The sequence below is a fragment of the Acinetobacter portensis genome (assembly GCF_009372215.1).
GTDB lineage: Bacteria > Pseudomonadota > Gammaproteobacteria > Pseudomonadales > Moraxellaceae > Acinetobacter > Acinetobacter portensis.
On the sequence record NZ_LWRV01000035.1, the window covers coordinates 67,908 to 93,105 of the forward strand.

A 25,198-nucleotide genomic window follows, 5' to 3' on the forward strand; every position below is an offset into this window, starting at 1 on the left:
GTAAAGCAATAATTCCGAAAAAAAGAACATAATTGATGCAAGTTACTGCAACATCTGAGCCAACTTGTTTAAATTGGGCAAAAATTGCTACTAAAAATTCAAAAATGCCCTTAAATTGTTCCGATCTACAAAGATATAGCGGATAGAGAAAACAATGTAAATAGTTTATGCACAATAATGGTGCGACTGTAATTATATGATTATTTTTATGGCTGTATTTTGGTGCGACATGTAAAGAGTGGGCTTTATAACTATTTTTATGTTTAGAAAAGACATACAATATGCGCATTATAGTGGAGCGCAGATTCATGAAATCCCCCAAAGTCGGTTTTGTTTCTTTAGGTTGTCCTAAGGCATTGGTAGATTCCGAACGAATTTTAACTCAGTTGAAGACTGAAGGTTATGATGTAGCGTCAGATTATGACGGTGCGGATTTAGTTGTTGTAAATACCTGTGGTTTTATTGAATCTGCAGTACAAGAGTCTTTAGACGCAATTGGCGAAGCCATGAGCGCGAACGGTCGTGTTATTGTGACAGGCTGCCTCGGTAAAGACGAAGCAAAAATCCGTGAAATGCATCCAAATGTATTAAAGGTTACAGGTGCTGCGGCATATCAAGAAGTGATGGAAGCTGTGCACGAATATGTGCCTGAGCCACCAAAACACAATCCATTTATCGATTTAGTTCCAGCGCAAGGTATTCGCCTTACGCCTAAACATTATGCTTATTTGAAAATTTCAGAAGGTTGCAACCATCGTTGTACGTTCTGCATTATTCCAAGTATGCGTGGTGATTTAGTTTCTCGTCCTGTTGGTTCTGTATTAAGCGAAGCACAAGCATTGAAAAATGCAGGTGTTAAAGAAGTATTAGTGATCTCCCAAGATACTTCTGCTTATGGTTTAGATACTAAATACAAACTTGACTTCTGGAATGGTCAGCCGGTTAAGACTAAATTCTTCGACATGTGTGAAGCTTTAGGTCAGCTTGGTATTTGGGTTCGTTTACATTATGTATACCCATATCCACATGTAGATGCTGTTATTGATTTAATGGCACAAGGTAAAATCCTGCCATATTTAGACATTCCTTTTCAACATGCCAGTCCGCGCATCTTAAAACTGATGAAGCGACCAGCACATAGTGAAAATACTTTAGATCGTTTAACAGTATGGCGTGAAAAATGCCCTGATCTTGTTATTCGCTCTACATTTGTTGTTGGCTTCCCAGGTGAAACCGAAGAAGACTTCCAAATGTTGTTGGATTGGTTGAAAGAAGCTCAGTTAGATCGAGTGGGTTGTTTCACGTATTCACCAGTTGAAGGTGCAACAGCAAACGATTTACCAGATCATGTTCCTGAAGAAATCAAACAAGAGCGTTACGAGCGCTTCATGGAAGTCCAACAAGCCATTTCTGCTGCGAAATTACAAAAGCGTATTGGTAAAGTGATGACGGTGTTGGTTGATGACTTGGATGAAGAATTCCCAGTTGCAATTGCACGTTCATATGCGGATGCACCTGAAATTGATGGTAATGTTTTTGTTGAAGATATCGATAAGTCGTTAATTAAGTCTGGTGATTTACTTGAAGTCGAAATTACAGATGCAGATGAATACGATTTATATGCAAAACTGATCTCGATTAAATCTGCTTAAGATTTGAATACCTAATAATTTAAATTAGATAATTTGGAGTTTTTGATGATGGATTCTAAAAAGCCACGTTTTGGTCGCATTCTGTTAAAACTTTCAGGCGAAGCGCTTGCGGGTAATAAAGACATGGGGATCGATGCACAAGTACTCGATCAGATGTCTTTGGCAATTGCGCATTTAGTTGGTTTAGGTGTTCAAGTTGGTATTGTTGTTGGTGGTGGTAATTTATACCGTGGTAGCCAATTACAAAAAGATGGTTTGGTTGGTCGCGTAACGGGCGATCAAATGGGTATGCTTGCAACTGTGATGAACGGTTTGGCTTTACGTGATGCTTTGGTGCGTCGTAATATCAAAACACGTTTATTGTCTGCATTGCCTATTGGTACTGTAGTTGAGTCTTACTCAAGCCGTGATGCGATTCGTCATTTAACACGTGGTGAAGTATGTGTATTTGTTGCGGGAACGGGTAATCCATTCTTTACAACCGATACGGCTGCATGCTTACGTGGTATCGAAATTGAATCTGATTTAATTTTGAAAGCAACAAAAGTAGATGGCGTTTACAACAAAGACCCAAGTAAATTTGATGATGCTGTTAAATATGACACATTAACTTTTGATCAAGTTCTTGACGAAAAATTAGGTGTGATGGATTTAACAGCAATTTGTTTATGTCGTGATCACAATGTGCCACTACAAGTATTCGATATGAATAAATCAGGCGCTTTACTTTCAGTCGTAATGGGTGAAAAAGAAGGAACTCACGTTACGAATTAATGTACGTGGGCCTGAAAGCTCTTTATACTACACGCTATTTTAGTAATTACATCTCAAAGAATTTAGTAAGGAAGATCATATGATTAACGATCTTAAGAAAGACGGCGAACAACGCATGCAAAAGACACTTGAGTCTTTAGACTTAGGTTTTCAAAAAGTACGTACAGGTCGCGCCCACCCATCAATTCTCAATGGTGTAATGGTGCCTTACTATGGTTCAGATGTACCTTTGAACCAAGTTGCAAACGTAGGTGCTGAAGACTCACGCACATTACTTGTTCAACCTTTTGAACGTACAATGGTTGCTGCAATTGATAAAGCGATTCGTGAGTCTGACTTAGGTTTGAACCCTATTACAGCAGATGCAATTCGTGTTCCACTTCCAGCATTAACTGAAGAAACACGTCGTGACATGCAGAAAGTTGCGCGTTCTGAAGCAGAAAATGCAAAAGTTGCACTTCGTAATATTCGCCGTGATATTTTGGGTGATGTTAAAGCATTATTGAAAGAGAAAGAAATCTCTGAAGATGATGATCGTCGCGCAGGTGATGAAGTTCAAAAAATGACAGATAAATTCGTAGCTGAAGTAGATTCACGCTTGGCTGCGAAAGAAGCAGAATTAATGAAGGTCTAATTTAATGACCCAAGTTGAAGACTGTTTATATCTTCCGAAACATGTTGCCGTCATTATGGACGGCAACAATCGTTTTGCTAAAAAAAATCAATTGGATACAGGTAGTGGACACCGCGAAGGTAAAAATGTCCTAGATCCAATTGTTGAGCATTGCCGAAAAAGAAAAATTGAGGCACTGACTGTTTTTGCTTTTTCGAGTGAAAACTGGAATCGCCCTCAGTTCGAGGTTGATTTACTCATGCAATTGTTGGAAGACACAATTCTTGAGCAAATTCCACGCATGGAAGAGTTTAATATTGCTTTGCGTTTTATTGGGGATCGGACTCCGTTATCTTCAAAATTGCGTGACCTTATGTTGCAAGCTGAAGAAAGGACTGCTAAGTTCGACAGCATGACCTTAACTATTGCAATTAGTTATGGTGGTATGTGGGATATGGCGCAAGCTGCAAAACAAATTGCCTTAGATGTTAAAAATGATAAATTAAAACTTGATGACATCGATACAGAAGTATTTGGTCAATATGTTAGCTTGAGTGATTTACCAGCTGTTGATTTGTTGATCCGTACAGGTGGGGATTATCGTTTGTCTAATTTTTTATTATGGCAAGCAGCATATGCAGAGTTATATTTTAGCAAAACATTATGGCCTGAGTTTACTGTCGAAGAGTTCGATTTTGCGCTTGCAGAATTTGCAAATCGCGAACGTCGTTTTGGTAAAACTTCAGAGCAAATTCAACAAAAGAAATTTGAGAATTAATACATGTTAGAGCGGATTATTACCGCATTGGTTTTGGTGGCTGTGGTATTGAGTTGTATGTTTGCAACGCAATCAGACTATCCAATGCTGGTGTTGATGATTGTTGCTGCTGGGGTTGCTGGTTATGAGTGGTTTAAACTCATGCCTAAGACAACTGATAGTGTAATAAAACCAATGGCTTGGGGTTTTGGTGTAATTACAGTAGCACTTTCAGCGCTTGCTCTCTATTACAGTGATATTGCACTGTTGCTATGGATAGCATCTATATTTATATGGTTCCTGAGTATTCGTTGGGTGAAGTCATACCCAGAATATGATGGTTGGTATAATATTTCCCTTCATTTTATTGGTTTTGTCCTCATTTCGGCAGCTATTACTGCAATTTTTTCCGTTTGGGGTAGTTCTCCTTGGTGGTTAATGTACTTGTTCCTATTGGTTTGGGGCGCAGATAGTGGTGCATATTTTGTGGGGCGTAAACTAGGTAAACGTAAACTAGCACCTCATGTGAGCCCAAATAAATCGATTGAAGGCTTATTAGGTGGTGTGTTTGTAACTACAATTATTATTATTGTGGTTGAAGTGGTTTATCTAGATTTAACTCTGATTCAACATATTCTATTTTTGATTCTTTCAGTCATTACTGTATTTAGTTCAGTATTGGGTGACTTGTTAGAGTCAATGATCAAACGTCGTGCAGGCATTAAAGACTCAGGTCGAATTTTACCTGGTCATGGTGGCGTATTAGATCGTATTGATTCTTTGCTTGCTGCAGCTCCAGTATTTGCAGTAGGTCTATATGTTTTAAAACTTATTGGCGTAGATTTATAAATGTCTCAAACTGTTTGTATATTAGGTGTTACGGGTTCAATTGGTCAAAGTACCTTAAAAATACTAGAGCAACATCCAGATCAATATTCGGTATTTGCGGTTACAGCACATAGTCGAATTGATGAACTTGTTCAAATATGCAAACAGTTTCATCCTAAAGTTGCAGTTGTTCCTGCTCAAAAAGTAGATGAATTAAAGCAAAAATTAAATGCTGAAAAGCTTGTTGATATTGAAATCTTATCAGATGAGGCAGGATTAATAGCTGTTGCCGAACATTCATCTGTTGATATTGTGATGGCGGCAATTGTGGGTGCGGCAGGTTTGTTACCAACATTGGCTGCAGTGAAAGCAGGTAAGCGGGTATTGCTTGCAAATAAAGAAGCATTGGTGATGTCTGGTGATATCATGATGCAAACTGCACGTGAGTCAAACGCTTTACTTTTGCCTGTAGATTCAGAACACAACGCAATTTTCCAAAGTTTACCTCAAGATTATTTACAAGCTGAGCGTAATGGAAAGCCAAAGCAAGGTGTTTCACAAATTTTGCTTACAGCTTCGGGTGGGCCATTTCTAAATCATTCGTTAGAGCAATTGGAAACAGTTACACCTGCACAAGCGTGTAAGCATCCGAATTGGTCAATGGGGCAGAAAATATCTGTCGATTCTGCGACACTAATGAATAAAGGTTTAGAGTTGATTGAAGCCTGTCATTTGTTTGCAGTAGAAGAACAATTTGTTACAGTTGTAATTCATCCACAAAGTATTATTCATTCTTTAGTTCAATATGTAGATGGTTCAACTTTGGCACAAATGGGCAATCCTGATATGTGTACACCTATCGCTCATGCTTTAGCGTGGCCTAAGCGCATTCAGACACATGTGCCACCGCTTAATTTATTTATGAATAATCAATTAGATTTTCAAGAACCTGATACAACACGTTTTCCTGCATTGGATTTAGCAAGACAAGCCATGAAGGTCGGTGGTTTAGCACCTGCAATTTTAAATGCTGCTAATGAAATTGCAGTTGCTGCATTTTTGAAGAATAAAATAAAATTTACAGATATCCCTAAAATTGTTGAAAAAACTTTAAATAGTATTGCAATTGCACCTGCTGAATCGATTGAAACAATTTTACAAGTCGATCAAGAAGCTCGTATAGTTGCTCAACAATTTGTGATTGGATGTTAACGGAGTAACAAAATGAATGCCATTTTTATGATAGTCGCAGCCATTTTATTGCTTGGTCCCTTAATTGCGATTCATGAATTTGGTCATTATTTTGTGGCACGTAAATTAGGCGTTAAAGTTCTTGTTTATTCCATTGGTTTTGGTCCAACACTTTTAAAATGGACATCTAAAAAATCGGGTATTCAATATCAATTATCTGCATTGCCTTTGGGTGGCTACGTCAAAATGTTAGACGAGCGCGAAGGTAATGTTTCAGAAGAAGATTTGCCAAAAGCATTTAATAGACAACATCCATGGAAACGAATTGCGATTGTTGCTGCGGGACCATTGATTAATTTAGCCTTTGCTGTAGTTTTATTTTGGATATTATTTCTTCCATCTCAAGAACAACTAAATACACGAGTTGGTAGTATTGTTCCAAATTCACCTGCTGCAACTGTACAAATGCAAGTCGGTGATAAAATTACAGCAATTGATGGGACAGCTGTTTCATCTTGGGAAAAATTAAACTTTGCACTGGTTGATCGAGTAGGTGAAACAGGTGTGATTAGTGTTGATGCTGATCGTGCTGGCAAATCGGAAAACTTTAAACTTCCAATTCAAGATTTTCTAAAAGATCAAAGTCAATCACCATTAGAATCATTAGGTTTTACGCCATACCGTCCGCATATTTCAGCTGTTATTACCAAACTTAGTGATGATGGTGCTGCAATTCGTCAAGGGATGAAAGTAGGTGATAAAATTATTGCCATTGATAACATTAAAATGAATGATTGGTTTGATGTTGTTAAAGTGGTTCAATCTTCACCAGAAAAACTATTAAAAATAGATGTATTAAGACAAAATAAATTGGTTCATCTTGAGGTGATGCCTCAGGGTAAACGAGATAATATGGGTAATGTTTCTGGTGTTCTTGGTGTACAAAGTGATCCAGGAAAGGTTACAGTACCTGCCGAATATAAACAAATGATTCAATATTCATCTGTTGAAGCTTTGACTATGGCTGTTGATAAGACGGGTCAAATTTCAGGGATGATTTTAAATTCAATTGTTAAAATGTTTCGTGGTTTAATTGGCTTAGATAATTTATCTGGTCCAATTACCATTGCAAAAGTCGCTGGGCAAAGTGCAGAAATGGGATGGCAAACATTTATCTCATTTATGGCGCTTATGAGTGTAAGTCTTGGTATATTAAATTTATTGCCAATTCCTATGCTGGATGGTGGACATTTAGTTTATTATTTTATAGAACTAATACGTGGTAAACCAGTTTCTGAACAAATACAAATGGTTGGTTTGAAAATTGGTATGGTACTGCTTGGGAGCATGATGCTCTTGGCATTATTTAACGACTTTATGCGTTTATAAAAAAACGTGGATGATATAATTAACATTGGAAAATACTGGCATGCATCACAAAAACCTTTTTATGCCTTTAGCACTGATCAGTGCAATGGCAGCAGTACAACAAGTAAATGCAGCAAATGACTTTGTCGTACGAGATATAAAAATAGATGGACTTGTACGTTTAACGCCAGCCAATGTTTATGGTCTAATCCCCGTAGGTAGTGGTGATCGTGTAAATGATGCCACTATTTCCGATTCAATTCATGCTTTATACGCATCGGGTTTGTTTGATGATATTAAAGTGTCAAATGAAAATGATGTGCTTGTATATCGTGTTGTAGAACGCCCAATTATTTCTAAAGTGGAATTTAAAGGCAATAAACTCATTCCAAAAGAAGCTTTGCAAGAAGGCTTGAAGAAAATGGGTGTTGCTGAAGGTGAAGTTCTTAAAAAGTCTGCCATTCAAACACTTGAATCAGAACTTGCACAGCAATATATGCAACAAGGTCGCTATGAAGCAACTGTAAAAGTGATTTCAACACCTCGTCCAAATAACCGTGTAGATTTAACGGTAGAGTTTGCTGAAGGTAAAGCTGCAAAAGTTGTAGATATCAATATTATTGGTAATACAGTATTTAAAGACAGTGATATTAAACAAGCATTTGCGATTAAAGAAAGTGGTTGGAGCTCAATTGTTACACGTAACGACCGCTATGCACGTGAAAAAATGGCTGCAAGCTTAGAGTCATTACGTGCTTTGTATTTAAATAAAGGTTATATCAACTTTAACATCAATAATTCTAATTTAAATATTAGTGAAGATAAGAAAAATATCTTTGTTGAAGTATCTGTGGATGAGGGTGAGCAATTTAAGTTTGCTGAAACCAAGTTCTTGGGCGATGCTCTTTACTCATCTGATGAATTAAAAACGCTTCAAATCTATAAAGAAGGCGATATTTATTCACAAGAAAAAGTAAATAACGTTAAGCAATTACTACTGCGCAAATATGGTAATGCAGGTTATTACTATGCAGAAGTGAATGTTGTTCCTGAAATTGATAATGAAACAAAGCAAGTAGGATTAAACTACTACATCAATCCAGGTCAAAAAGTTACAGTACGTCGTATTAACTTCTCAGGTAATACAAAAACTGATGATCAAGTGCTTCGTCGTGAAATGCGCCAAATGGAAGGTGCATTAGCGAGCAACGAAAAAATTGATCTATCTAAAGTACGTTTAGAGCGTACAGGTTATTTCAAAACTGTTGATGTTAAGCCTGAGCGTGTGCCAGGTTCGCCAGACCAAGTCGATTTAAATGTTGCAGTTGAAGAACAGCATTCAGGTACAAGTACACTCGCTGTTGGCTTCTCGCAAAGTGGTGGTATGACCTATCAAGCAGGTTTAAGTCAAACCAACTTCTTTGGTACTGGTAATAGTGTTGCAATTGATTTATCTCGTTCGCAAACTCAAGATTACTACAACCTTAGCGTTACAGATCCATACTTCACGATTGATGGTGTTCGTCGTGGATACAATATGTACTACCGTAAAACAAAACTAAACGACGATTACAACGTTAATAACTATGTAACAGATAGTTTGGGTGGTGGTTTAACCTTTGGTTATCCTATTGATGAAAATCAAAGCATTAGTATGGGTCTAAATATTGATAATACAGAAGTAACGACAGGCCCTTATGTATCTACATATATTCGCGATTACTTATTGTCACATGGCGGTAAAGTGACAGGGTATGGGGATTATTGCAATGCAACACCTGGTGGTGCTTCGTGTGGTGATTTTAAAGGGAATGAATTTAAGGGTGACTTCTTAACATTTAACCTGAATTTAGGTTGGTCATACAATACGTTAAACCGCCCAGTTTTCCCGACATCGGGTATGTCACATCGTGTGAATGCTGAAATTGCTGTTCCGGGTGGCGATGTTGAATATCAAAAATTAACTTATGATGCACAAGCGTTTTTCCCATTGGGTAAAGATTTTGTACTCCGTGGTTATGGTAAGTTAGGCTACGGTAACGATTTACCATTCTTTAAAAACTTCTATGCAGGTGGTTATGGTTCGGTACGTGGTTATGACAATAGTACTTTAGGTCCTAAATATCCAACTGTTAACTCTGAAAATGGTGGTGTAAGTACAGATTCGCGCTATTCGAATAATGAAGAAGTTGGTGGTAATGCTTTAGTGCAATTTGGTACTGAGCTTGCACTCCCTGTTCCATTTAAAGGTGATTGGGCACGTCAATTTAGACCAGTTATTTTTGCTGAAGGTGCACAAGTATTTGATACTAAATGTGATGTACCACAATCTGCGGAAAGTAAACAATTCTGTAAAGATAATAATGGTTTCGATATGGGGAATATGCGTTATAGCGTAGGTGTTGGCTTTACATGGATTACCATGATTGGTCCATTATCACTGAGCTATGCATATCCATTGAATGAAAAACCAGGTGATGAAACCAAAAATATTCAATTCGAAATTGGTCGTACTTTCTAAGTACGGCTAAGTCTTTATATTAACTAGGAAACATATAACATGAAAAAAATATTATTAGCGTTGACTATAGGCTTGGCATTCACAGCAGTTCAAGCAGCAGATTATGGTATTGTTGATGTTGAAAAAGTGGTGCAAGGTAGCACTTACTTGAAACAACAGCAAAATACATTGCAACAATCTATTAAGTCACAAACAACTCAAATTGAACAGCTTCAAAAAGATTTAGCAGCGCTTCAACAAAAAGCGCAAACAGCTAAATTGACAGATGCTGAAAAGAAGAAAATGTCGACTGATTTCGAAGCGAAAGCGACTCAGTTGAATTCTTTACAGCAACAGGTTCAATCTAAAGTGCAAACCACAATGCAAGCAACGAACACAACATTTGAAACACGTGTGAAAACAGCTGCTGAACAAGTGCGCAAAGAAAATAAACTAGATGTGGTTTTAAATAAAAATTCAGTACTCGCTTCTGATGTTAGTGCTGATTTAACTGATAAAATTATTCAAAAGGTTAATGCAATTAAATAATATATGAAACATCAATTTTATCGCTTAGAAAGCCTTGCACAGAAAGTACAAGCGAAATATTCAGGGCAAGCCGATCTGCAATTAATGGGGTTGGCGAGTCTTGAGCATGCGAGTGAAAATCAACTTGCTTTTGTGAATGGCGAAAAGTATATCAATCAAGCGAAAGTGTCTAAAGCGGGTGCGCTCATTGTCACACAAGCTTATAAAGACTTGCTTGAGGGATATCATTCAAACTTTTTAGTTGTGGATAGCCCATATTTGGCTTTTGCGATTTTAACTCATGTTTTTGAACGTAAGCATTTAGAACGTGGTATTGAAAGTACAGCACAAATCCATCCTTCAGCAATTGTTTCAGAAACAGCATACGTTGGTCATTATGTCGTGATTGGTGAAAACTGTGTTGTGGGTGATGATTCTGTCATTCACTCGCATGTTAAAATTGATGATTTTGTTGAAGTTGGAAAAAACTGCTTTATTGACTCTCATGTTACGTTAACAGGTGAGTGTAAAGTAGGCGATCGAGTTCGTATTCATGCAAATACTGTTGTTGGGAGTGAAGGTTTTGGCTTTGCACCATATCAGGGAAAATGGCATAGAATTGTACAATTAGGTTCAGTACGTATTGGTAATGATGTGCGTCTTGGTTCAAATTGTAGTATCGATCGTGGTGCTTTAGACGACACGATTATAGAAGATGGTGTGGTAATTGATAACCTTGTGCAAATTGCGCATAACGTTAAAATTGGATCTAACACAGCAATTGCTGCAAAGTCAGCGATTGCTGGTAGTTCAATAATTGGCAAAAACTGTGTACTTGCAGGTGCTGTTGGTGTGGTTGGGCATATTCAAATCGTTGATAATGTAACGATTACGGCAATGTCAATGGTCACAAAAAGTATTTTAGAAGAAGGAACATATTCTTCTGGAACAGTAGTAATGCCAAATTCTCAATGGAAACGTGCAGCTGTAAGGTTGAAACAATTAGCAGATGTGCCATTGACCCAATTGGTCAAAAAAATTGATGATATGCAATCAAAAATTGAATCCCTTGAATCAACACTAAAATTGCGTAAATAATTATGATGACAGAGTCTACAGTTACAACGTTCACGAAACCAACGCTACCCATGAATATTAATGTAATTCGTGAGTATTTGCCGCATCGCTATCCTTTTTTACTCGTTGATCGTGTGACTGAGGTAACTGAAAATGCGATTGTTGGTTATAAAAATGTCACGATTAATGAAGAATTTTTTCAAGGACATTTTCCTGAATATCCAATTATGCCGGGTGTGTTAATTATTGAAGCTTTGGCGCAAGTTTCAGGTGTGCTTGGTTTTATTATGAATGATGAGAAGCCAACATCGGGTTCATTGTTCCTTTTTGCTGGCGCAGAAAAAGTTCGATTTAGAAAACAAGTCGTTGCAGGTGATCAACTTGTATTAAAATCTGAATTAGTAATGCAAAAACGTGGCATTTACAAGTATCATTGTACTGCTTCAGTTGATGGTATTGTTGCCGCAGCTGCAGAAATTATGATTTCACACCAAAGAACAGGGCAGGCATGAGTAATAACGAACTTATTCACCCAACGGCTATTATTGATTCATCAGCTGAAATTGCATCTGATGTACAGATCGGTCCATATTGTATTATTGGCCCTAAAGTAACCATTGGCTCAGGCACAAAGTTACACTCACACGTTGTTGTTGGTGGATATACTCGCATTGGTAAAAATAATGAAATTTTTCAATTTGCGAGCGTTGGTGAAGTTTGTCAGGATTTGAAATACGCTGGCGAAGAAACATGGCTTGAAATTGGTGACCATAACTCGATTCGCGAACACTGTAGTTTGCATCGAGGAACTGTGCAAGATAATAGCCTTACAAAAATAGGTAGCCATAATTTACTTATGGTAAATACACATATTGCACATGACTGTGTTGTGGGCGATCACAATATCTTTGCAAATAATGTGGGTGTTGCAGGGCATGTGCATGTAGGCGATTTTGTTGTTATTGGTGGTAACTCAGGTATTCATCAATTTTGTAAAATTGACTCTTATAGCATGATTGGTGGTGCATCTTTAATTTTAAAAGATGTTCCTGCTTATGTCATGGTATCGGGTAATCCAGCGCATGCATCTGCAATGAATGTTGAGGGTATGCGACGTAAAGGCTGGTCGAAGGAAGTGATTCAAGGTCTTCGCGAAGCATTTAAACTTATTTATAAGGCTGGTTTAACAACAACCGAAGCGCTTGATAAAATTCGTAAAGAAATTTTGCCAGAAGTGCCAGAAGTTCAACGTTTAATTGACTCTGTTGAAGAATCTAAACGAGGTATCGTTCGTTAAGATTCTTTGTTTTAAGTCTAGAAAAAAGACACCTAAAGGTGTCTTTTTTTTATTTCTTCAAAAAGCCAGCTTCTTCAGATTTTGGATAATTTGTTAAGATTTGATTTTTATATTTATTGGCTAGAGCTGCATTCTTATCGACATTCAATGAAATACTATGGAGTCTATAGAGTGCGCTAGATGCTTTTGAAGAGTTTGGATACTTGTTGGCAACGATTTCAAAATTCTTTTTTGCATCTAAATAATTTGTAGGATCTGTCCCTAAATTAAACTCTGCTAACCAAAAATAGGCATTACTGATGTAAGCACTATTGGGATGGTTCTTAATAAATGCCTGCATCGGGGCAATGGCTTTTTTTGCTCCGCCTTGTTTATATGCTTCTAAAGCAACGGTATACGCTACTTTATCTGCTTGATCTTTATTCTTGTTTGGGCTGACTTGTGCAGATGGTGTACTTTGAGCTTTTACTGCTGTAGTGGTCGTATTTACAGCGGATTTTGTGTTTGTGCTGGGAGAAGTATCTTGTTGGTTATCCTCCTCTGGCTTAGCAACAGAATCTGGATCTACCTTTTCTTGTAGTAATTCTAAGCGTTGATCTAAATCTGTGTAGCGGTTTTGCAAATCGTGTTTAAGTTGAGCAATTTCATTGTCTTGCTCTTCCATTTTTCCTCTTAAACTACGAATATCATTTTCCAAACGTTCTGCTTTTTGCATTAATTGCCAGTTTAGATTGGTTGGTGTTGTCGCTACGCTATCATCTGCTGAATTTGAGGTGTTAATTGCAGTTGGTGTTGCTGCTACATAATTGCCTGCATCTTGGCTTAACCCTCTAGATTCAATTGGAATAGCGTATAGGGGAGCCGAGCAGAGCAAGGTAATTGTAAATAAAGTATGCTTTTTTAGCATAAGATAATTTCCATTTTAGATTAGTGTATAGGTCAAAACGTTATGACCAAAAATTATTTTGATCTTGATATTTAAAACGTCTAGACACTGAATTGCAATACGCTTTTACAATGTTGCCTTATTTTAAGCTAATAGATTGTAGCGAAGAAAATAGAAGATAAAATGTATATTTGATAGTTTTGTTTTTTTAATAATCAATTGGATGAATCATTACTGAAAATTAACTTTGTATGCTTGCAAGTTCATTAAAAATCTCTATACTCTGTCCTTGCAATGGTAGCCCTGCCGGTTACTTCGCAATTGTTCTCTGTGAACCCCGCCAGGACCGGAAGGTAGCAACGGTAACAGAATAGCGATGTGCCGAAGTCTTGCTGGTAGGGTTGCCACCAGTTTTAATATAATAATATTCTATTGATCTTCTTTTTTAATTCCTACTTTAAGCTTTATTCAAAATCATTCGGTTTTCTTGTAATTGCTTTAATAATCGCATCCATTTCAAAACCTCGATACATCAAAAAGCGAATTTGCTTTGCTTTGATTTTTGGCTCTTTACTCACTTCTGTACCATACTTTTTGACTTTAAGTTCGTACGCTTGTTGCACCCAGTCTGTTTCTTTTAATTCTTCTGCAATTAATGCGCTATCAATTTTTTTATTTTTCAGTTTCATTTTAATTTGATTCGGGCCTTTGCCTTTACGCTTTTGACTTGAAAGCATAATTTCAGCGACACGTTGATCACTTTGATAATTTTCTTTTGAAAGCTCATCTACAAGTTCAAGAACCTCATTTCTTTGATCTGCGTATAAGGCGAGTTTTTCGATGAGTTCTGCTTTGGAGTATTCTTTACGTGTAAGTACGGCAAATGCGTAAGAACGCAAACGAGAGCCTGTTAGACCTGGTTTTTTATCTTCTTTGTGGTTATTTCCAAATAAACTTTCTTCGGGGTCAAACGCGAGTACAGAAGCATTGGTTGTGGGGGATGAAGGGGATTGATCTTCATCATCACTAAATTGCTTTTTTAAGCTTTCATAATCGAGCAGTTTATTAAACTTTGCGTCTGACATAATTCTCTCGGTTTAAATAACAAGAATATAATAACAAAACGCCCCGTAGGGCGCTCTGTACTGATGCTTAAAGATTATTCATCTAAAGTGCTATTTATTTAAAAAGCCTTATGCATCTAAAAGATCAGGTTCTTGCTCATCGGTATCTTCTTCAACCACTGTGCCAGTTGTAAGAAGTTGCTCGCGAAGTAGCTTTTCGATATTAATCGCTAATTCTTTATGCTCTTCTAAATGGCGGATGGTATTGTTTTTACCTTGACCAATTTTGTTACCTTCATATGAGTACCAAGCACCCGCTTTTTGCACAATTTCTTGTTGAACAGCAAGGTCAATTAACTCACCAAGATGGTTAACACCTTTGCCGTAAAGAATTTGGAAAAATGCTTCACGGAATGGAGGAGCCATTTTGTTTTTTACAACTTTAACTTTGGTTTCAGAACCAATAATTTCATCGCCTTCTTTCACTTGACCGACACGACGGATATCAAGACGAACAGATGCATAGAATTTTAGAGCGTTACCGCCTGTTGTTGTTTCTGGGCTACCAAACATTACGCCAATTTTCATACGAATTTGGTTAATGAAAACAACCATACAGTTAGAGCGTTTTGCATTACCTGTAATTTTACGTAGTGCTTGGCTCATTAAACGTGCTTGAAGACCCATGTGCGAGTCGCCCATTTCACCTTCAATTTCAGCGCGTGGCGTAAGTGCTGCAACGGAATCGACAACGATCATGTCAATTGCACCAGAGCGTACAAGCATGTCGGCAATTTCAAGCGCTTGCTCACCGTTATCGGGTTGAGATACAAGTAAGTTGTCGATATCTACGCCAATTTTACGTGCATATTGTGGATCGAGCGCATGTTCAGCATCGATGAAAGCACAAGTACCACCCGCTTTTTGACATTCAGCAATTGCTTGTAATGTCATTGTTGTTTTACCTGATGATTCTGGACCGTAAATTTCAACGATACGACCTTTTGGTAAACCACCAATGCCGAGTGCAACATCAAGCGTTAATGAGCCTGTTGAAATTGCTTCAACTGCTTGCACTGTGTTATCACCTAAACGCATTACTGTATTTTTACCAAACTGTTTTTCAATTTGGCTTAGTGCAGCATTTAGCGCCTTACCTTTATTATCATCCATCTTATAGCCTCAATACGATGTCACTAAATTAATAATCAAGTGGATGTATTTCATTTAAACGTTTTCCACATGACTATAGTGACAGAAATTTTCCATATGTTCTATTGAAATCATATTGTGTACGACACAATATGACGCGTGTATCAATCATCATTATAAGACCAAGATTGGTCAAATTGTTGATCATTTTCTTGTTTAAACTTGCTGATATCTCTACGATCTTTTTTACTTGGGCGATGATCGGGTCGGGCTAAATTATGCATCTTTCTTTGGGTATTAATCAATTCTCGACGGGCAATACTCACTTCGGTTTCTTCGTAGAGTAATTGTGCAACAGGCGCAGGACCGCGAACATCAGACAGTGCTTTAATGATGACAGATTTTTTTTCTATACCTTGTTGAATGGTGAGTTCCATACCAACACGAACTTCTCTTGAGACTTTTACGCGTTCGCCATTTTGATGAACTTTACCGCCTTCAATAGCGTGTTTTGAAATAGAGCGTGTTTTAAAGAAACGAGCAGCCCAAAGCCATTTATCAATACGTATGCCAACAGCATCTGGCGCAAGATTCGATTTACGCATATTTTTTACGTTCCTCAGCTTGTTCTAAATATTCAATTAAATCGGTTAAGTTATTCAGCATTGGATATGCAAATTCCGTGCGCGGAGCATTATCGGAAGAAGGCTGCTGAATACTGAATAAATTTTGAATTCCGAATTTTTCTGCACCATTGAGTACTTTTTCGGTGTCATCAATAAAATAGCAATGATTTGGGTCAAAAGGATGCTGATTTGCGAGTATTTGCCAAAATTCGATAAATTCTTTGGCGTGACCAATGGTTTCAGAACTCACAATAACATCAAAATAATGTGCAAGATTTGTTTTTTCTAATTTAAATTTTAAGCCTGCTGCATCGGCATTTGTTGCTAACCAAATAGGATAATCATTTTCTTTTAAGTAGGTGAGTAGTTCTAAGCAACCTTCACGTTTTTTAACTTTATCTTTGTATTCAATTTGCATAGCTAAAACATCAACGCCAACTTTTGCTGTCCAAAAGCGTGAAGAGTACCAATTTAGCGTATGATTATGTTCTTGGTAAAATTGATAAAGTGTATTTTTACTTTGTTCGAGTGTGCATAGATGTGTTTCTGCATAACGAATAGGTAAAAGATAATTCCAAATAAAATCATCATAAGCAAGGTCGAGTAATGTCCCGTCCATGTCGAAAATGATTGTTGGTTTTTTAGATTGATTTGACATATTTAAAGGTAATCTATGTTTAAGCCTACAACAGCACCGCAAGACAGTTTGACTTTGCAGCTTGTGCCCATTTTGACACAAGCATGTGAAATTTTGCGAGAAGAATATCAACAATATTGTGCAGGTGGAACTTTTGATATTGAAAAGAAATTGGATAATTCACCTGTTACTCAAGCAGATTATCGGGTAAATACATTCTTAACTTCGGCATTGGCACAAATTTCAGATTTACCATTACTTTCAGAGGAAGGTGATCATTTAACACGACAAAACTGGCAAAAGTTTTGGATGCTTGACCCTTTAGATGGTACGAAAGAGTTTTTACATAAGCGACCTGAATTCACCATTAATTTAAGTGTGATTGATGGTGAGAATACAAGTTTTGCTATTTTGGCAATTCCTTGTGAATACACCTTATATATAGCTCCTGAAACAGGCTTTCCATTGAAATATGATGTTATAAATCAACAATGGTTTATTTATGCACACAGTGAGCAAGAGGAAGTTGTGAAAATTGGTTTAAGCCAAAGCAGTCAAAATAAGCCCCAATATGCTGAATATTTAGAAGCTATTTCACAATTATCATCATATTCAGCGTTTAAAGCGGGAAGTGCATACAAATTTTGCATGATGCTTGAAGATAAGGTGGATATTTACCCACGTTTTCACCCTACATGTGAGTGGGATACAAGCGCAGGTCAATGTTTGCTTGAGCGGATTGGTGGTGGCTTGGTCGATTTTAAGGCGCGTACATTTCTGTATAACCAAAGAGAGAATTTTTTGAATGGTGGATTTATTGCATATCGAAATAAGCATATGAAGAATTTGGCATTTCAGGCACTAGAACTTATGGCTAGTAAGCATTGAGCAAATAATGCTTCATGCTATAGTGGAACAAATCTTTTCAATATTTTTATTATGGCATTAGATCTTCTTCCTGCAAGCATGTTAAAGGCTATCGATTTATTGCCCGATACAAAAATACCTGTCACATTATTTACACGTCATTCAATTCGGGAAGAAGTTGCAGGTAAGGGCTTAGCAGGATATGACTTGCAATTGACCAATCAAGGGCGAGATTTAGCAGAAGCTTGGGGTGGATACTTAATTTCTAATACAGATCGTTCCATTCAGCATTGTATTTCAAGTCCAATTCAACGTTGTATTGATACAGCTGCTTTAATGATTCAAGGCGCAGATGATATTGGTCAGGCATCACATACGCATCATATTGAAATTATTGAACAAGGTTTACTTGTAGAGCCGGGTAGCTTTGTACTGGATATTAAGCAAGCAGGTCCATATTTCAAAAAACAAGGTGCATTAGGTTTTATTAATAGCTTTGTGAACAATGCGCTTCCGGGGATGAAAAAGCCAATTAATGGTGCTGTAGATGTACTTGAGCTTATTTATAATACTCATCCTACACAAAATGGATTAAGTTTGGCTGTGAGCCATGACACCATTTTAGCGGCTATTTTGGCGGTTATATCAGGTCGATCGGTTATTACCAAAGAAGATTGGCCAAAAATGATGGAAGGCTTGTTTGTTTGGTTTGAGGGTGATGTATTTTTAGAATCTAAATTAAAATGGATTTGGCGTGGTGAATTGCATCAGTTGGATATTCGTGATTTTCAAAAATAAAAAATGAATCGAATTGAGTTTAAAAGACCAGTTAATTTTTAACTGGTCTTTTTATTTTAAATATTAGATTTTAATCGTTTTTCAAATTTTAATAGGTTAATGGTAAAACCATCATCATTTAAAGGCCAAACATAGGTATTTACAGGAATACTTTGTTGATGGATGCGGTTGTATTTATCCGCAGCGATTAAGGTCGCAATATCATGATCTGGAATGGTATAGGCGCTTACAACATCTTTAGGGTATTGTGTGCGAGTATAGAACTCTTCTTCACTCTCACCTTCATGCAGGGCAAATATTCTTTCAATAGCGGGTAAGTAAACGCCATAGCCAAGCCAAGAGTCGACGCCTTGTGATGCTTGAATTTCAGCCGTACCCCTCATGTTGGAAATAACTTTGCCAACAATGTCGGTTTCACCTTTGGAATTGAAATATTCAATGTACTGATTTTCTGTTTCTTGGAATTTGTCGAGTGTTGGTAGAAATTTATTAATCATTGTGTTGTCCCAATTTAAGAAATTTTGCTTATATGGTATTTAACGACTAAAAAATAATACCATATTTTTTTTATGGGATTTGTTTAATCATGAGAAATATTTTTATATTGATTTTTGTTATAGATCAGATGTATTTATAAAACCGTAGGCAATAAAAAAAGCCCGAATAGGGCTCTTTTTATTGCAACAAATTAGTTAGCTAATGCTTTAATTTGTGCGTTCAAACGGCTCTTATGACGAGCAGCTTTGTTTTTATGGATGATACCTTTGTCAGCCATACGGTCGATCACAGGTACAGCAGTTTTGTACGCTTCTGATGCAACAGTATAGTCGCCAGCAGCAATAGCAGCTACTGTACGTTTGAGGTAAGTACGAACCATAGAACGCAAGCTTGCGTTGTGTTTACGTGCTTTAACGTTTTGACGAGCACGTTTTTTAGCTTGAGCAGAGTTTGCCACTCGTGCACTCCTTGAATTAGATTGGTCTGGGCGGGCTGAAATTGCATCTGAAAACCATCTCCAGAAGAATGATCACCAGCCCGTAAACAAGTGGCATATTTTGATTAAATTATGCAGTTAAGTCAAGTCTTGACTTGCTTTGACTCTATCTAAGATGCAGAAAAAACTGTAAGAAAGCGTTAGATTAATGAATATGAAGGGAGTTTGTTTTAAAAATGATCAATTCAATAAAAAGTGTAATAGTCATAGGTGCAACAGGTTTGGTGGGTAAGCATTTGTTGAATATGCTCAATGCATCGGAAAATTGTCACAAAATTACAGCAATTGTACGAAGTGAAAATTTAGAATTAAAAAACTTAAAAAAAGTGCATCAAATTGTGCTGAGTGACTTTTTTTCACTCGATCAGACACATCTTGATGAATATACACATGCATTTAGTTGTTTGGGAACGACCATTAAAAAAGCAGGATCAAAGGAAAATTTCTACAAAATTGATTATGAAATAAACTTTCACTTTGCAAAATTATTTCAAAATACAGAAACACACTATTTATTGATTAGTGCTTTGGGTGCGAATCCAAAATCTAAAATTTTTTATAACCAAGTAAAAGGGCAATTAGAATTAGACATTCAAAAATTACAACTATCCAAAATATCGATCATTCAACCATCATTGTTATTGGGTGAGCGACATGAACAACGAGTTTTGGAAGATTTTACCCAAAAGTTATATTTAAAGTTTTCGCATTTAGTGCCCGATTCTTTTAAATATAAGCCTGTGACAGCGGAGCAAGTGGCTCATACTATGGTCGAGGCTGCCTGCAATCAAACTGAAAAAGTTAAAATTTATGATAATTTAGCTCTACATAAAACAAAATAGAGGGATTTTGCTGTGTCAAATGTAGCATTCGTAACTTGTGATTTATTAGATGATCATCCAGATTTAGCTATTCAAGTAATGATTCCATCTTTAGATGGTAAGTTTTTTAAAAGTTATGGCGCGCGTAAAAGTTTTGGCGGGCAAGTGGTTGCTGTGAAATGTTTTGAAGATAATTCACGTGTAAAAGAGCTTTTAGCAACAGATGGAACAGGTAAAGTTTTGGTGGTGGATGGTGGTGCTTCAATGCGCTGTGCCTTAATGGGAGATATGATCGCTGAATCTGCGGTAAATAATCACTGGAATGGTGTGATTATTTATGGATGCATTCGAGATGTCGACGCGATTGCTGAACTGGATTTGGGGGTGCATGCTTTAGCTGCTATTCCTCAAAAGAGTAACCGTAAAGGCGTAGGTGAAACTGATATTGAAATTTCCTTTGGAAATGTTCAGTTTAATTCAGGTCATTATGTTTATGCAGACAATAACGGCATTATTGTTTCAAAAGAAAAATTAGTCGATTTGTAGTTTAAATATAAAGATAAAACATATAAGGATGGACTCGGATAGTTCATCTTTTTTTATATGTCATATAGATTCGCTTAAAAACAATTTGAGGAATAAAATACACAGCAAAATGCTGTATGAAGTTTGAATTGAAATGTTAAATAAAATTGTCGATTTTTTCAAAAGTGATAAAGAAACACCTGAACAAGTCTATTTAAAAGAAAATCACATTGAATATGATGTTGAGCGAGGTTTTATCATCAATGGTGTCATCGTTAATGAATGGTCGGAACGCTTGGAATATTTGTCGAATCGCAGACTGAAAAAATTTGATGACTTAAAAGCACTTTATGATGCGGGTATGATCATTAATGAAAAAATTGATTTAGAAATCTCAACGCAAAGATTTGTTGCGCGTTTAGAAAATACAAAAGAAAACTTAACTGAGTTTAAGCAGATGGTGAAACTTTTGAATGATTATTATCGAAATTTTATTCGAGATAAAAAGTAAAAATTAAATTCTCTAGCTTGAAATGACAAGGATGTTATCTCGGCTTTGTTTATTTTCTATTATAAAAAGTAATCAATTCATAAAAATCATCGTGCTAATATATGAACCACGTTGTTTCCACTTTAAAAGCTAGATTAAATGTTCCAACAAGAAATATCTCAATTGAATTTGCAACGCCTTAAATCGGGCGAAAAACGCTGGATTGGTAATTTACAAGGTTCTGCGACAGCTTTGCTTTTTAAAGAAATCAGCAAGCAAAATAAACAGCTATTTATTCTTGTTGCGCGAAATAATCAGCATTTGGGGCAACTTGAAAGCGAACTCGAGTTTTATGGTATAAAGCCGACTATTTTTCCCGATTGGGAAATTTTGCCATATGATCGATTATCTCCCCATCAAGATATTGTTTCAGAGCGTTTGTCTATTTTGTCGAATATGCCTCAGCAGGGTATTTTACTTATTTCAGCAACGACTTTAGCACAGCGTGTCGCACCAACAACTTGGGTTTTAGGTGAGCATTTTGATATTCAAATTGGACAAAAATTTGACTTAGAAAAACAAAAAATCAGACTTATTCAAGCAGGATATCACCTTGTAGATACAGTCTATGATCATGGTGAATTCGCTGTTCGTGGAAGCATTATGGATATTTATGCGTCGGGGCAAAATGCGCCTATTCGTATAGATTTATTTGATGATGAAATTGAAAGCTTAAAATTTTTCGATCCCGAAACACAGCGCACAACTGAAGCTTTAAAAGAATTTATTGTGTTGCCTGCAAAAGAGTTTCCTTTAAAAGAAGGTCGAGCAATATTTAGAGATCGTTATGCGGAAGTATTTCCATCTGCAAATCCCAAACGAAATCCTATTTATCAAGATGCTTTAGAAGGTATTGCATCACCAGGTTTGGAATATTATTTCCCATTGTTCTTTGAAGCAAAAGACATGGAAAGCCAAAGCACGCTAATATCTTACTTACCAAAGAATGGCATTGTCATTACAGATAAGCATTTAGATGATGAATTAACAAACTATTGGAAAGATATTGTTCGTCGCTATGAAGACCGTCGACACAATGTAGATCAGCCAATTTTGCCACCTGAACATTTGTTCTTACAACCGAATCAGGTGTTAGAACAAATCAATAGTTTTGGTCGAATTATTGCATCGTCTGAAGTTTTTGATGAAAAAGCGGGTGTTACCAATTTAAATACTGAAACTCCGCCTCGTTTAGCTGTAGATCCAAAACAAGAAAAACCATTTTTTGCCGTTAAAAAATATGTCGATGATGTGACTTATCCTGTCTTAATTGTGGCGGAAAGTGCAGGTCGACGTGAAACACTTAAAGATGCATTAAGAGCATCTTTGGGTGATATTCCAAATGTCGATACTTTTGATCAATTTCAAACATCTTTACATGCTATTGCAATTACAAGCGCACCTTTAGATCGTGGCTTGGTAATTTCAGGAAAGCTCAGTGTTATTTCTGAAAATCAATTGTATGAGCATCGTGTTGTTCAGCGTCGTCGTAAACGTCAACAGGAAGTCTCTGAAGAGTTTTTGGTTCGTAGCTTAACTGAACTGAGTATTGGTGCACCTGTGGTTCATATCGATTATGGCGTAGGGCGTTATGCAGGTTTAATTACCTTAAGTATTGATGATCAAGACCATGAGTTTTTACAGCTTGATTATGCCGATGCTGCCAAAGTGTATGTGCCTGTGACTAATTTGCATTTAATTAGCCGTTATAGTGGTGGTGACCCAGATTTAGCACCATTACATAAGCTAGGCACAGATGCATGGTCGAAAGCAAAACGTAAAGCCTTAGAACAAATTCATGATGTTGCAGCGGAACTTTTACATATTCAAGCACGTCGCCAAGCCAAGCCTGGTTTTGGTTTTGAACGTGATGAAAAACTTTATATGCAATTTGCTTCGGGCTTTGCTTATGAAGAAACACTAGATCAAGCAAATGCCATTGAAGCAACGCTTTACGATATGCAACTTGCAAAACCTATGGATCGTTTAGTCTGTGGTGATGTTGGATTTGGTAAAACAGAAGTGGCAATGCGTGCAGCATTTGTTGCCGTACAAAACAATAAACAAGTTGCGGTACTTGTTCCTACAACTTTACTTGCTCAGCAACATTATGAATCTTTTAAAGATCGCTTTGCAGATTGGCCTGTGCGTATTGAAGTGCTTTCACGCTTTGGTTCTACCAAAACACATAACAAAACCATTGAAGATTTAGCCGATGGTAAAGTTGATATTGTGATTGGTACGCACAAAATTCTTCAAGAAAACATTCAATTTAAAAACTTAGGTTTAATGATTGTCGATGAAGAGCATCGTTTTGGTGTGCGTGATAAAGAACGCATTAAAGCCATGCGTGCCGATGTCGATATGCTGACTCTAACCGCAACGCCAATTCCACGAACTTTGAATATGGCATTTAGTGGAATGCGTGATTTATCTATCATTGCGACACCACCTGCACGTCGTTTAGCGGTAAAAACCTTTGTACAAGAACACACGAATGATGCAGTTAAAGAAGCGATATTACGTGAGCTACTTCGTGGTGGTCAGGTTTATCTTTTACACAATGAAGTAGATACCATTGAACGTGCTGCTGAAAGTATTCGTAATTTAGTGCCTGAAGCCCGAGTTGCTGTAGCACATGGTCAAATGCGCGAGCGTGAACTAGAACAAGTTATGCAGCAGTTTTATCATAAAGAATATAACGTCTTGGTTTGCTCAACCATTATTGAAACAGGGATTGATGTTCCAAGTGCCAATACCATCTTAATTGAACGTGCAGATAAACTTGGTTTAGCGCAATTACATCAATTACGTGGTCGTGTAGGGCGTTCGCATCATCAGGCTTATGCCTATTTACTTGTGCCATCTATCAAGGGCTTAAAAGGCGATGCTGAGAAGCGTTTAGATGCTATTCAGCGTGCTTCTACCTTGGGTGCAGGTTTTATGCTTGCAACGGAAGATTTGGAAATTCGTGGTGCAGGTGAATTACTTGGTGAACAACAAAGTGGTTCTATGCAAGCGATTGGCTATAGTTTGTATATGGAAATGCTTGAAAAGGCGACTAAAGCGATTCAAAAAGGCAAAACACCAAACTTTGATGCACCGTTATCACTAACCGCCGAGATTAATTTACATATGCCAGCACTTATTCCAGATGATTATTTGGGTGATGTGCATCAACGCCTATTGTTCTATAAGCGTATTAGTAATACCGATACTCAAGAAAAGCTCGATAATATTCGTATGGAATTGATAGACCGTTTTGGTATTCCACCACAATCGGTTAAACAATTATTTGCAGTACATCAAATACGTTTAAAAGCAGAAATACTTGGAATGACGAAGGTTGATATAAGTGCAAATGGTGGATATGTTGAGTTTTCACCAGATACACCAGTTCAGGCGATGAGTATTATTCAAATGATGCAGAAACAGCCCACTTATTATCGAATGGATGGTGGGCAGCGTTTGAGAGTTATGGTGATGCTAGAGGATTATACGAAGCGTTTGCAGTTTATTAATGATTTGTTGAATCACTTAATTAAGGAACTCAAACCATCTTAAATGGATGGTTTGGAATAGGTCGTTGGTCATATTTTTTTAATATATTTCAGTAGATGCTTGTATTTTTCTAGAGAAAATATTACATATAAATGTATGACCAAGTTCAAAACAAATGATCAGTTATTTGTA

General features: G+C 37.0%; 25 protein-coding genes and 1 other RNA gene. 19 read left to right on the forward strand and 7 right to left on the reverse strand.

The window, feature by feature from the left end; genetic code table 11:
* The first annotated feature begins 308 nt into the window (after positions 1–308).
* The 12 genes from rimO (at position 309) to lpxA (ending at position 12,585) form a co-directional block, all read left to right on the forward strand.
* Complete coding sequence (gene rimO, locus A6M14_RS02765) at positions 309–1,652, forward strand: 30S ribosomal protein S12 methylthiotransferase RimO (protein WP_152873506.1); 1,344 nt, start codon at positions 309–311, stop codon at positions 1,650–1,652.
* Between the two features lie 45 nt (positions 1,653–1,697).
* The gene (gene pyrH / locus A6M14_RS02770) at positions 1,698–2,426 is read left to right on the forward strand and encodes a UMP kinase (RefSeq protein WP_152873507.1); all 729 of its coding nucleotides are present in this window, start codon (positions 1,698–1,700) and stop codon (positions 2,424–2,426) included.
* 79 nt (positions 2,427–2,505) lie between these two features.
* Entirely contained in the window at positions 2,506–3,060 is a 555-nt protein-coding gene (gene frr, locus A6M14_RS02775) for a ribosome recycling factor (protein ID WP_152873508.1), read from the forward strand.
* A 4-nt stretch (positions 3,061–3,064) separates the two neighbouring features.
* A complete protein-coding gene (gene uppS, locus A6M14_RS02780; RefSeq protein WP_152873509.1) occupies positions 3,065–3,817 on the forward strand; it encodes a polyprenyl diphosphate synthase in 753 nt (250 codons plus the stop codon).
* Positions 3,818–3,820: 3 nt separating this feature from the next.
* A complete protein-coding gene (locus A6M14_RS02785; RefSeq protein ID WP_152873510.1) occupies positions 3,821–4,645 on the forward strand; it encodes a phosphatidate cytidylyltransferase in 825 nt (274 codons plus the stop codon).
* Entirely contained in the window at positions 4,646–5,836 is a 1,191-nt protein-coding gene (ispC, locus tag A6M14_RS02790; RefSeq protein WP_152873511.1) for a 1-deoxy-D-xylulose-5-phosphate reductoisomerase, read from the forward strand.
* Between the two features lie 12 nt (positions 5,837–5,848).
* Positions 5,849–7,204: an RIP metalloprotease RseP gene (gene rseP / locus A6M14_RS02795; protein WP_152873512.1), complete on the forward strand. Its 1,356-nt coding sequence runs from the start codon at positions 5,849–5,851 to the stop codon at positions 7,202–7,204.
* A 40-nt stretch (positions 7,205–7,244) separates the two neighbouring features.
* Positions 7,245–9,704, forward strand: coding sequence for an outer membrane protein assembly factor BamA (gene bamA / locus A6M14_RS02800; RefSeq protein WP_152873513.1), 2,460 nt, complete (start codon positions 7,245–7,247; stop codon positions 9,702–9,704).
* Between the two features lie 39 nt (positions 9,705–9,743).
* A complete protein-coding gene (locus A6M14_RS02805) occupies positions 9,744–10,232 on the forward strand; it encodes an OmpH/Skp family outer membrane protein (protein WP_152873514.1) in 489 nt (162 codons plus the stop codon).
* A gap of 3 nt (positions 10,233–10,235) precedes the next feature.
* Complete coding sequence (gene lpxD, locus A6M14_RS02810; RefSeq protein WP_152873515.1) at positions 10,236–11,309, forward strand: UDP-3-O-(3-hydroxymyristoyl)glucosamine N-acyltransferase; 1,074 nt, start codon at positions 10,236–10,238, stop codon at positions 11,307–11,309.
* A 5-nt stretch (positions 11,310–11,314) separates the two neighbouring features.
* Positions 11,315–11,800, forward strand: coding sequence for a 3-hydroxyacyl-ACP dehydratase FabZ (gene fabZ, locus A6M14_RS02815; RefSeq protein ID WP_152873585.1), 486 nt, complete (start codon positions 11,315–11,317; stop codon positions 11,798–11,800).
* The gene (gene lpxA / locus A6M14_RS02820) at positions 11,797–12,585 is read left to right on the forward strand and encodes an acyl-ACP--UDP-N-acetylglucosamine O-acyltransferase (RefSeq protein WP_152873516.1); all 789 of its coding nucleotides are present in this window, start codon (positions 11,797–11,799) and stop codon (positions 12,583–12,585) included. The genes fabZ and lpxA overlap by 4 nt, the downstream gene beginning before the upstream one ends.
* A gap of 49 nt (positions 12,586–12,634) precedes the next feature.
* Here the strand turns inward: lpxA and A6M14_RS02825 are convergent, their stop codons facing one another.
* Positions 12,635–13,492: a YbgF trimerization domain-containing protein gene (locus A6M14_RS02825; RefSeq protein WP_152873517.1), complete on the reverse strand. Its 858-nt coding sequence runs from the start codon at positions 13,490–13,492 to the stop codon at positions 12,635–12,637.
* A 283-nt stretch (positions 13,493–13,775) separates the two neighbouring features.
* Between A6M14_RS02825 and ffs the strand changes: the two genes are divergently transcribed.
* Positions 13,776–13,872, forward strand: an RNA gene (gene ffs / locus A6M14_RS02830) — signal recognition particle sRNA small type.
* 63 nt (positions 13,873–13,935) lie between these two features.
* On the opposite strand, the gene A6M14_RS02835 is transcribed toward ffs, so the two are convergent.
* From A6M14_RS02835 to A6M14_RS02850, 4 genes are all read right to left on the reverse strand, one after another.
* Positions 13,936–14,556 (reverse strand): regulatory protein RecX, encoded by a 621-nt coding sequence (locus A6M14_RS02835; protein WP_152873518.1) that lies wholly within the window; start codon positions 14,554–14,556, stop codon positions 13,936–13,938.
* 108 nt (positions 14,557–14,664) lie between these two features.
* Positions 14,665–15,708, reverse strand: coding sequence for a recombinase RecA (gene recA / locus A6M14_RS02840; protein WP_152873519.1), 1,044 nt, complete (start codon positions 15,706–15,708; stop codon positions 14,665–14,667).
* Between the two features lie 143 nt (positions 15,709–15,851).
* Positions 15,852–16,292: an RNA-binding S4 domain-containing protein gene (locus tag A6M14_RS02845; RefSeq protein ID WP_152873520.1), complete on the reverse strand. Its 441-nt coding sequence runs from the start codon at positions 16,290–16,292 to the stop codon at positions 15,852–15,854.
* Positions 16,285–16,971 (reverse strand): HAD-IA family hydrolase, encoded by a 687-nt coding sequence (locus A6M14_RS02850; protein ID WP_152873521.1) that lies wholly within the window; start codon positions 16,969–16,971, stop codon positions 16,285–16,287. Before A6M14_RS02850 ends, A6M14_RS02845 begins: the two co-directional genes overlap by 8 nt.
* Before the next feature lie 15 nt (positions 16,972–16,986).
* On the opposite strand from A6M14_RS02850, the gene A6M14_RS02855 reads away from it, so the two are divergent.
* Together A6M14_RS02855 and A6M14_RS02860 are read left to right on the forward strand one after the other, a co-directional pair.
* Entirely contained in the window at positions 16,987–17,838 is an 852-nt protein-coding gene (locus A6M14_RS02855; RefSeq protein ID WP_152873522.1) for a 3'(2'),5'-bisphosphate nucleotidase CysQ family protein, read from the forward strand.
* A gap of 51 nt (positions 17,839–17,889) precedes the next feature.
* The gene (locus tag A6M14_RS02860; protein ID WP_152873523.1) at positions 17,890–18,615 is read left to right on the forward strand and encodes a histidine phosphatase family protein; all 726 of its coding nucleotides are present in this window, start codon (positions 17,890–17,892) and stop codon (positions 18,613–18,615) included.
* A gap of 56 nt (positions 18,616–18,671) precedes the next feature.
* Here the strand turns inward: A6M14_RS02860 and A6M14_RS02865 are convergent, their stop codons facing one another.
* The gene (locus A6M14_RS02865) at positions 18,672–19,112 is read right to left on the reverse strand and encodes a hypothetical protein (protein ID WP_152873524.1); all 441 of its coding nucleotides are present in this window, start codon (positions 19,110–19,112) and stop codon (positions 18,672–18,674) included.
* Positions 19,113–19,303: 191 nt separating this feature from the next.
* The gene (rpsT, locus tag A6M14_RS02870) at positions 19,304–19,570 is read right to left on the reverse strand and encodes a 30S ribosomal protein S20 (protein ID WP_163124298.1); all 267 of its coding nucleotides are present in this window, start codon (positions 19,568–19,570) and stop codon (positions 19,304–19,306) included.
* A gap of 215 nt (positions 19,571–19,785) precedes the next feature.
* Here rpsT and A6M14_RS02875 point away from each other — a divergent pair, with 215 nt between their 5' ends.
* The 4 genes from A6M14_RS02875 to mfd all read left to right on the forward strand — a co-directional run bounded on the left by A6M14_RS02875 (position 19,786) and on the right by mfd (position 25,069).
* Positions 19,786–20,451 (forward strand): NAD-dependent epimerase/dehydratase family protein, encoded by a 666-nt coding sequence (locus A6M14_RS02875; protein WP_152873525.1) that lies wholly within the window; start codon positions 19,786–19,788, stop codon positions 20,449–20,451.
* A 12-nt stretch (positions 20,452–20,463) separates the two neighbouring features.
* Complete coding sequence (gene rraA / locus A6M14_RS02880) at positions 20,464–20,976, forward strand: ribonuclease E activity regulator RraA (protein ID WP_188110841.1); 513 nt, start codon at positions 20,464–20,466, stop codon at positions 20,974–20,976.
* A gap of 133 nt (positions 20,977–21,109) precedes the next feature.
* Positions 21,110–21,466, forward strand: coding sequence for a hypothetical protein (locus A6M14_RS02885; RefSeq protein ID WP_152873526.1), 357 nt, complete (start codon positions 21,110–21,112; stop codon positions 21,464–21,466).
* A gap of 138 nt (positions 21,467–21,604) precedes the next feature.
* The gene (gene mfd, locus A6M14_RS02890) at positions 21,605–25,069 is read left to right on the forward strand and encodes a transcription-repair coupling factor (RefSeq protein WP_152873527.1); all 3,465 of its coding nucleotides are present in this window, start codon (positions 21,605–21,607) and stop codon (positions 25,067–25,069) included.
* The last annotated feature ends 129 nt before the right edge of the window (positions 25,070–25,198 follow it).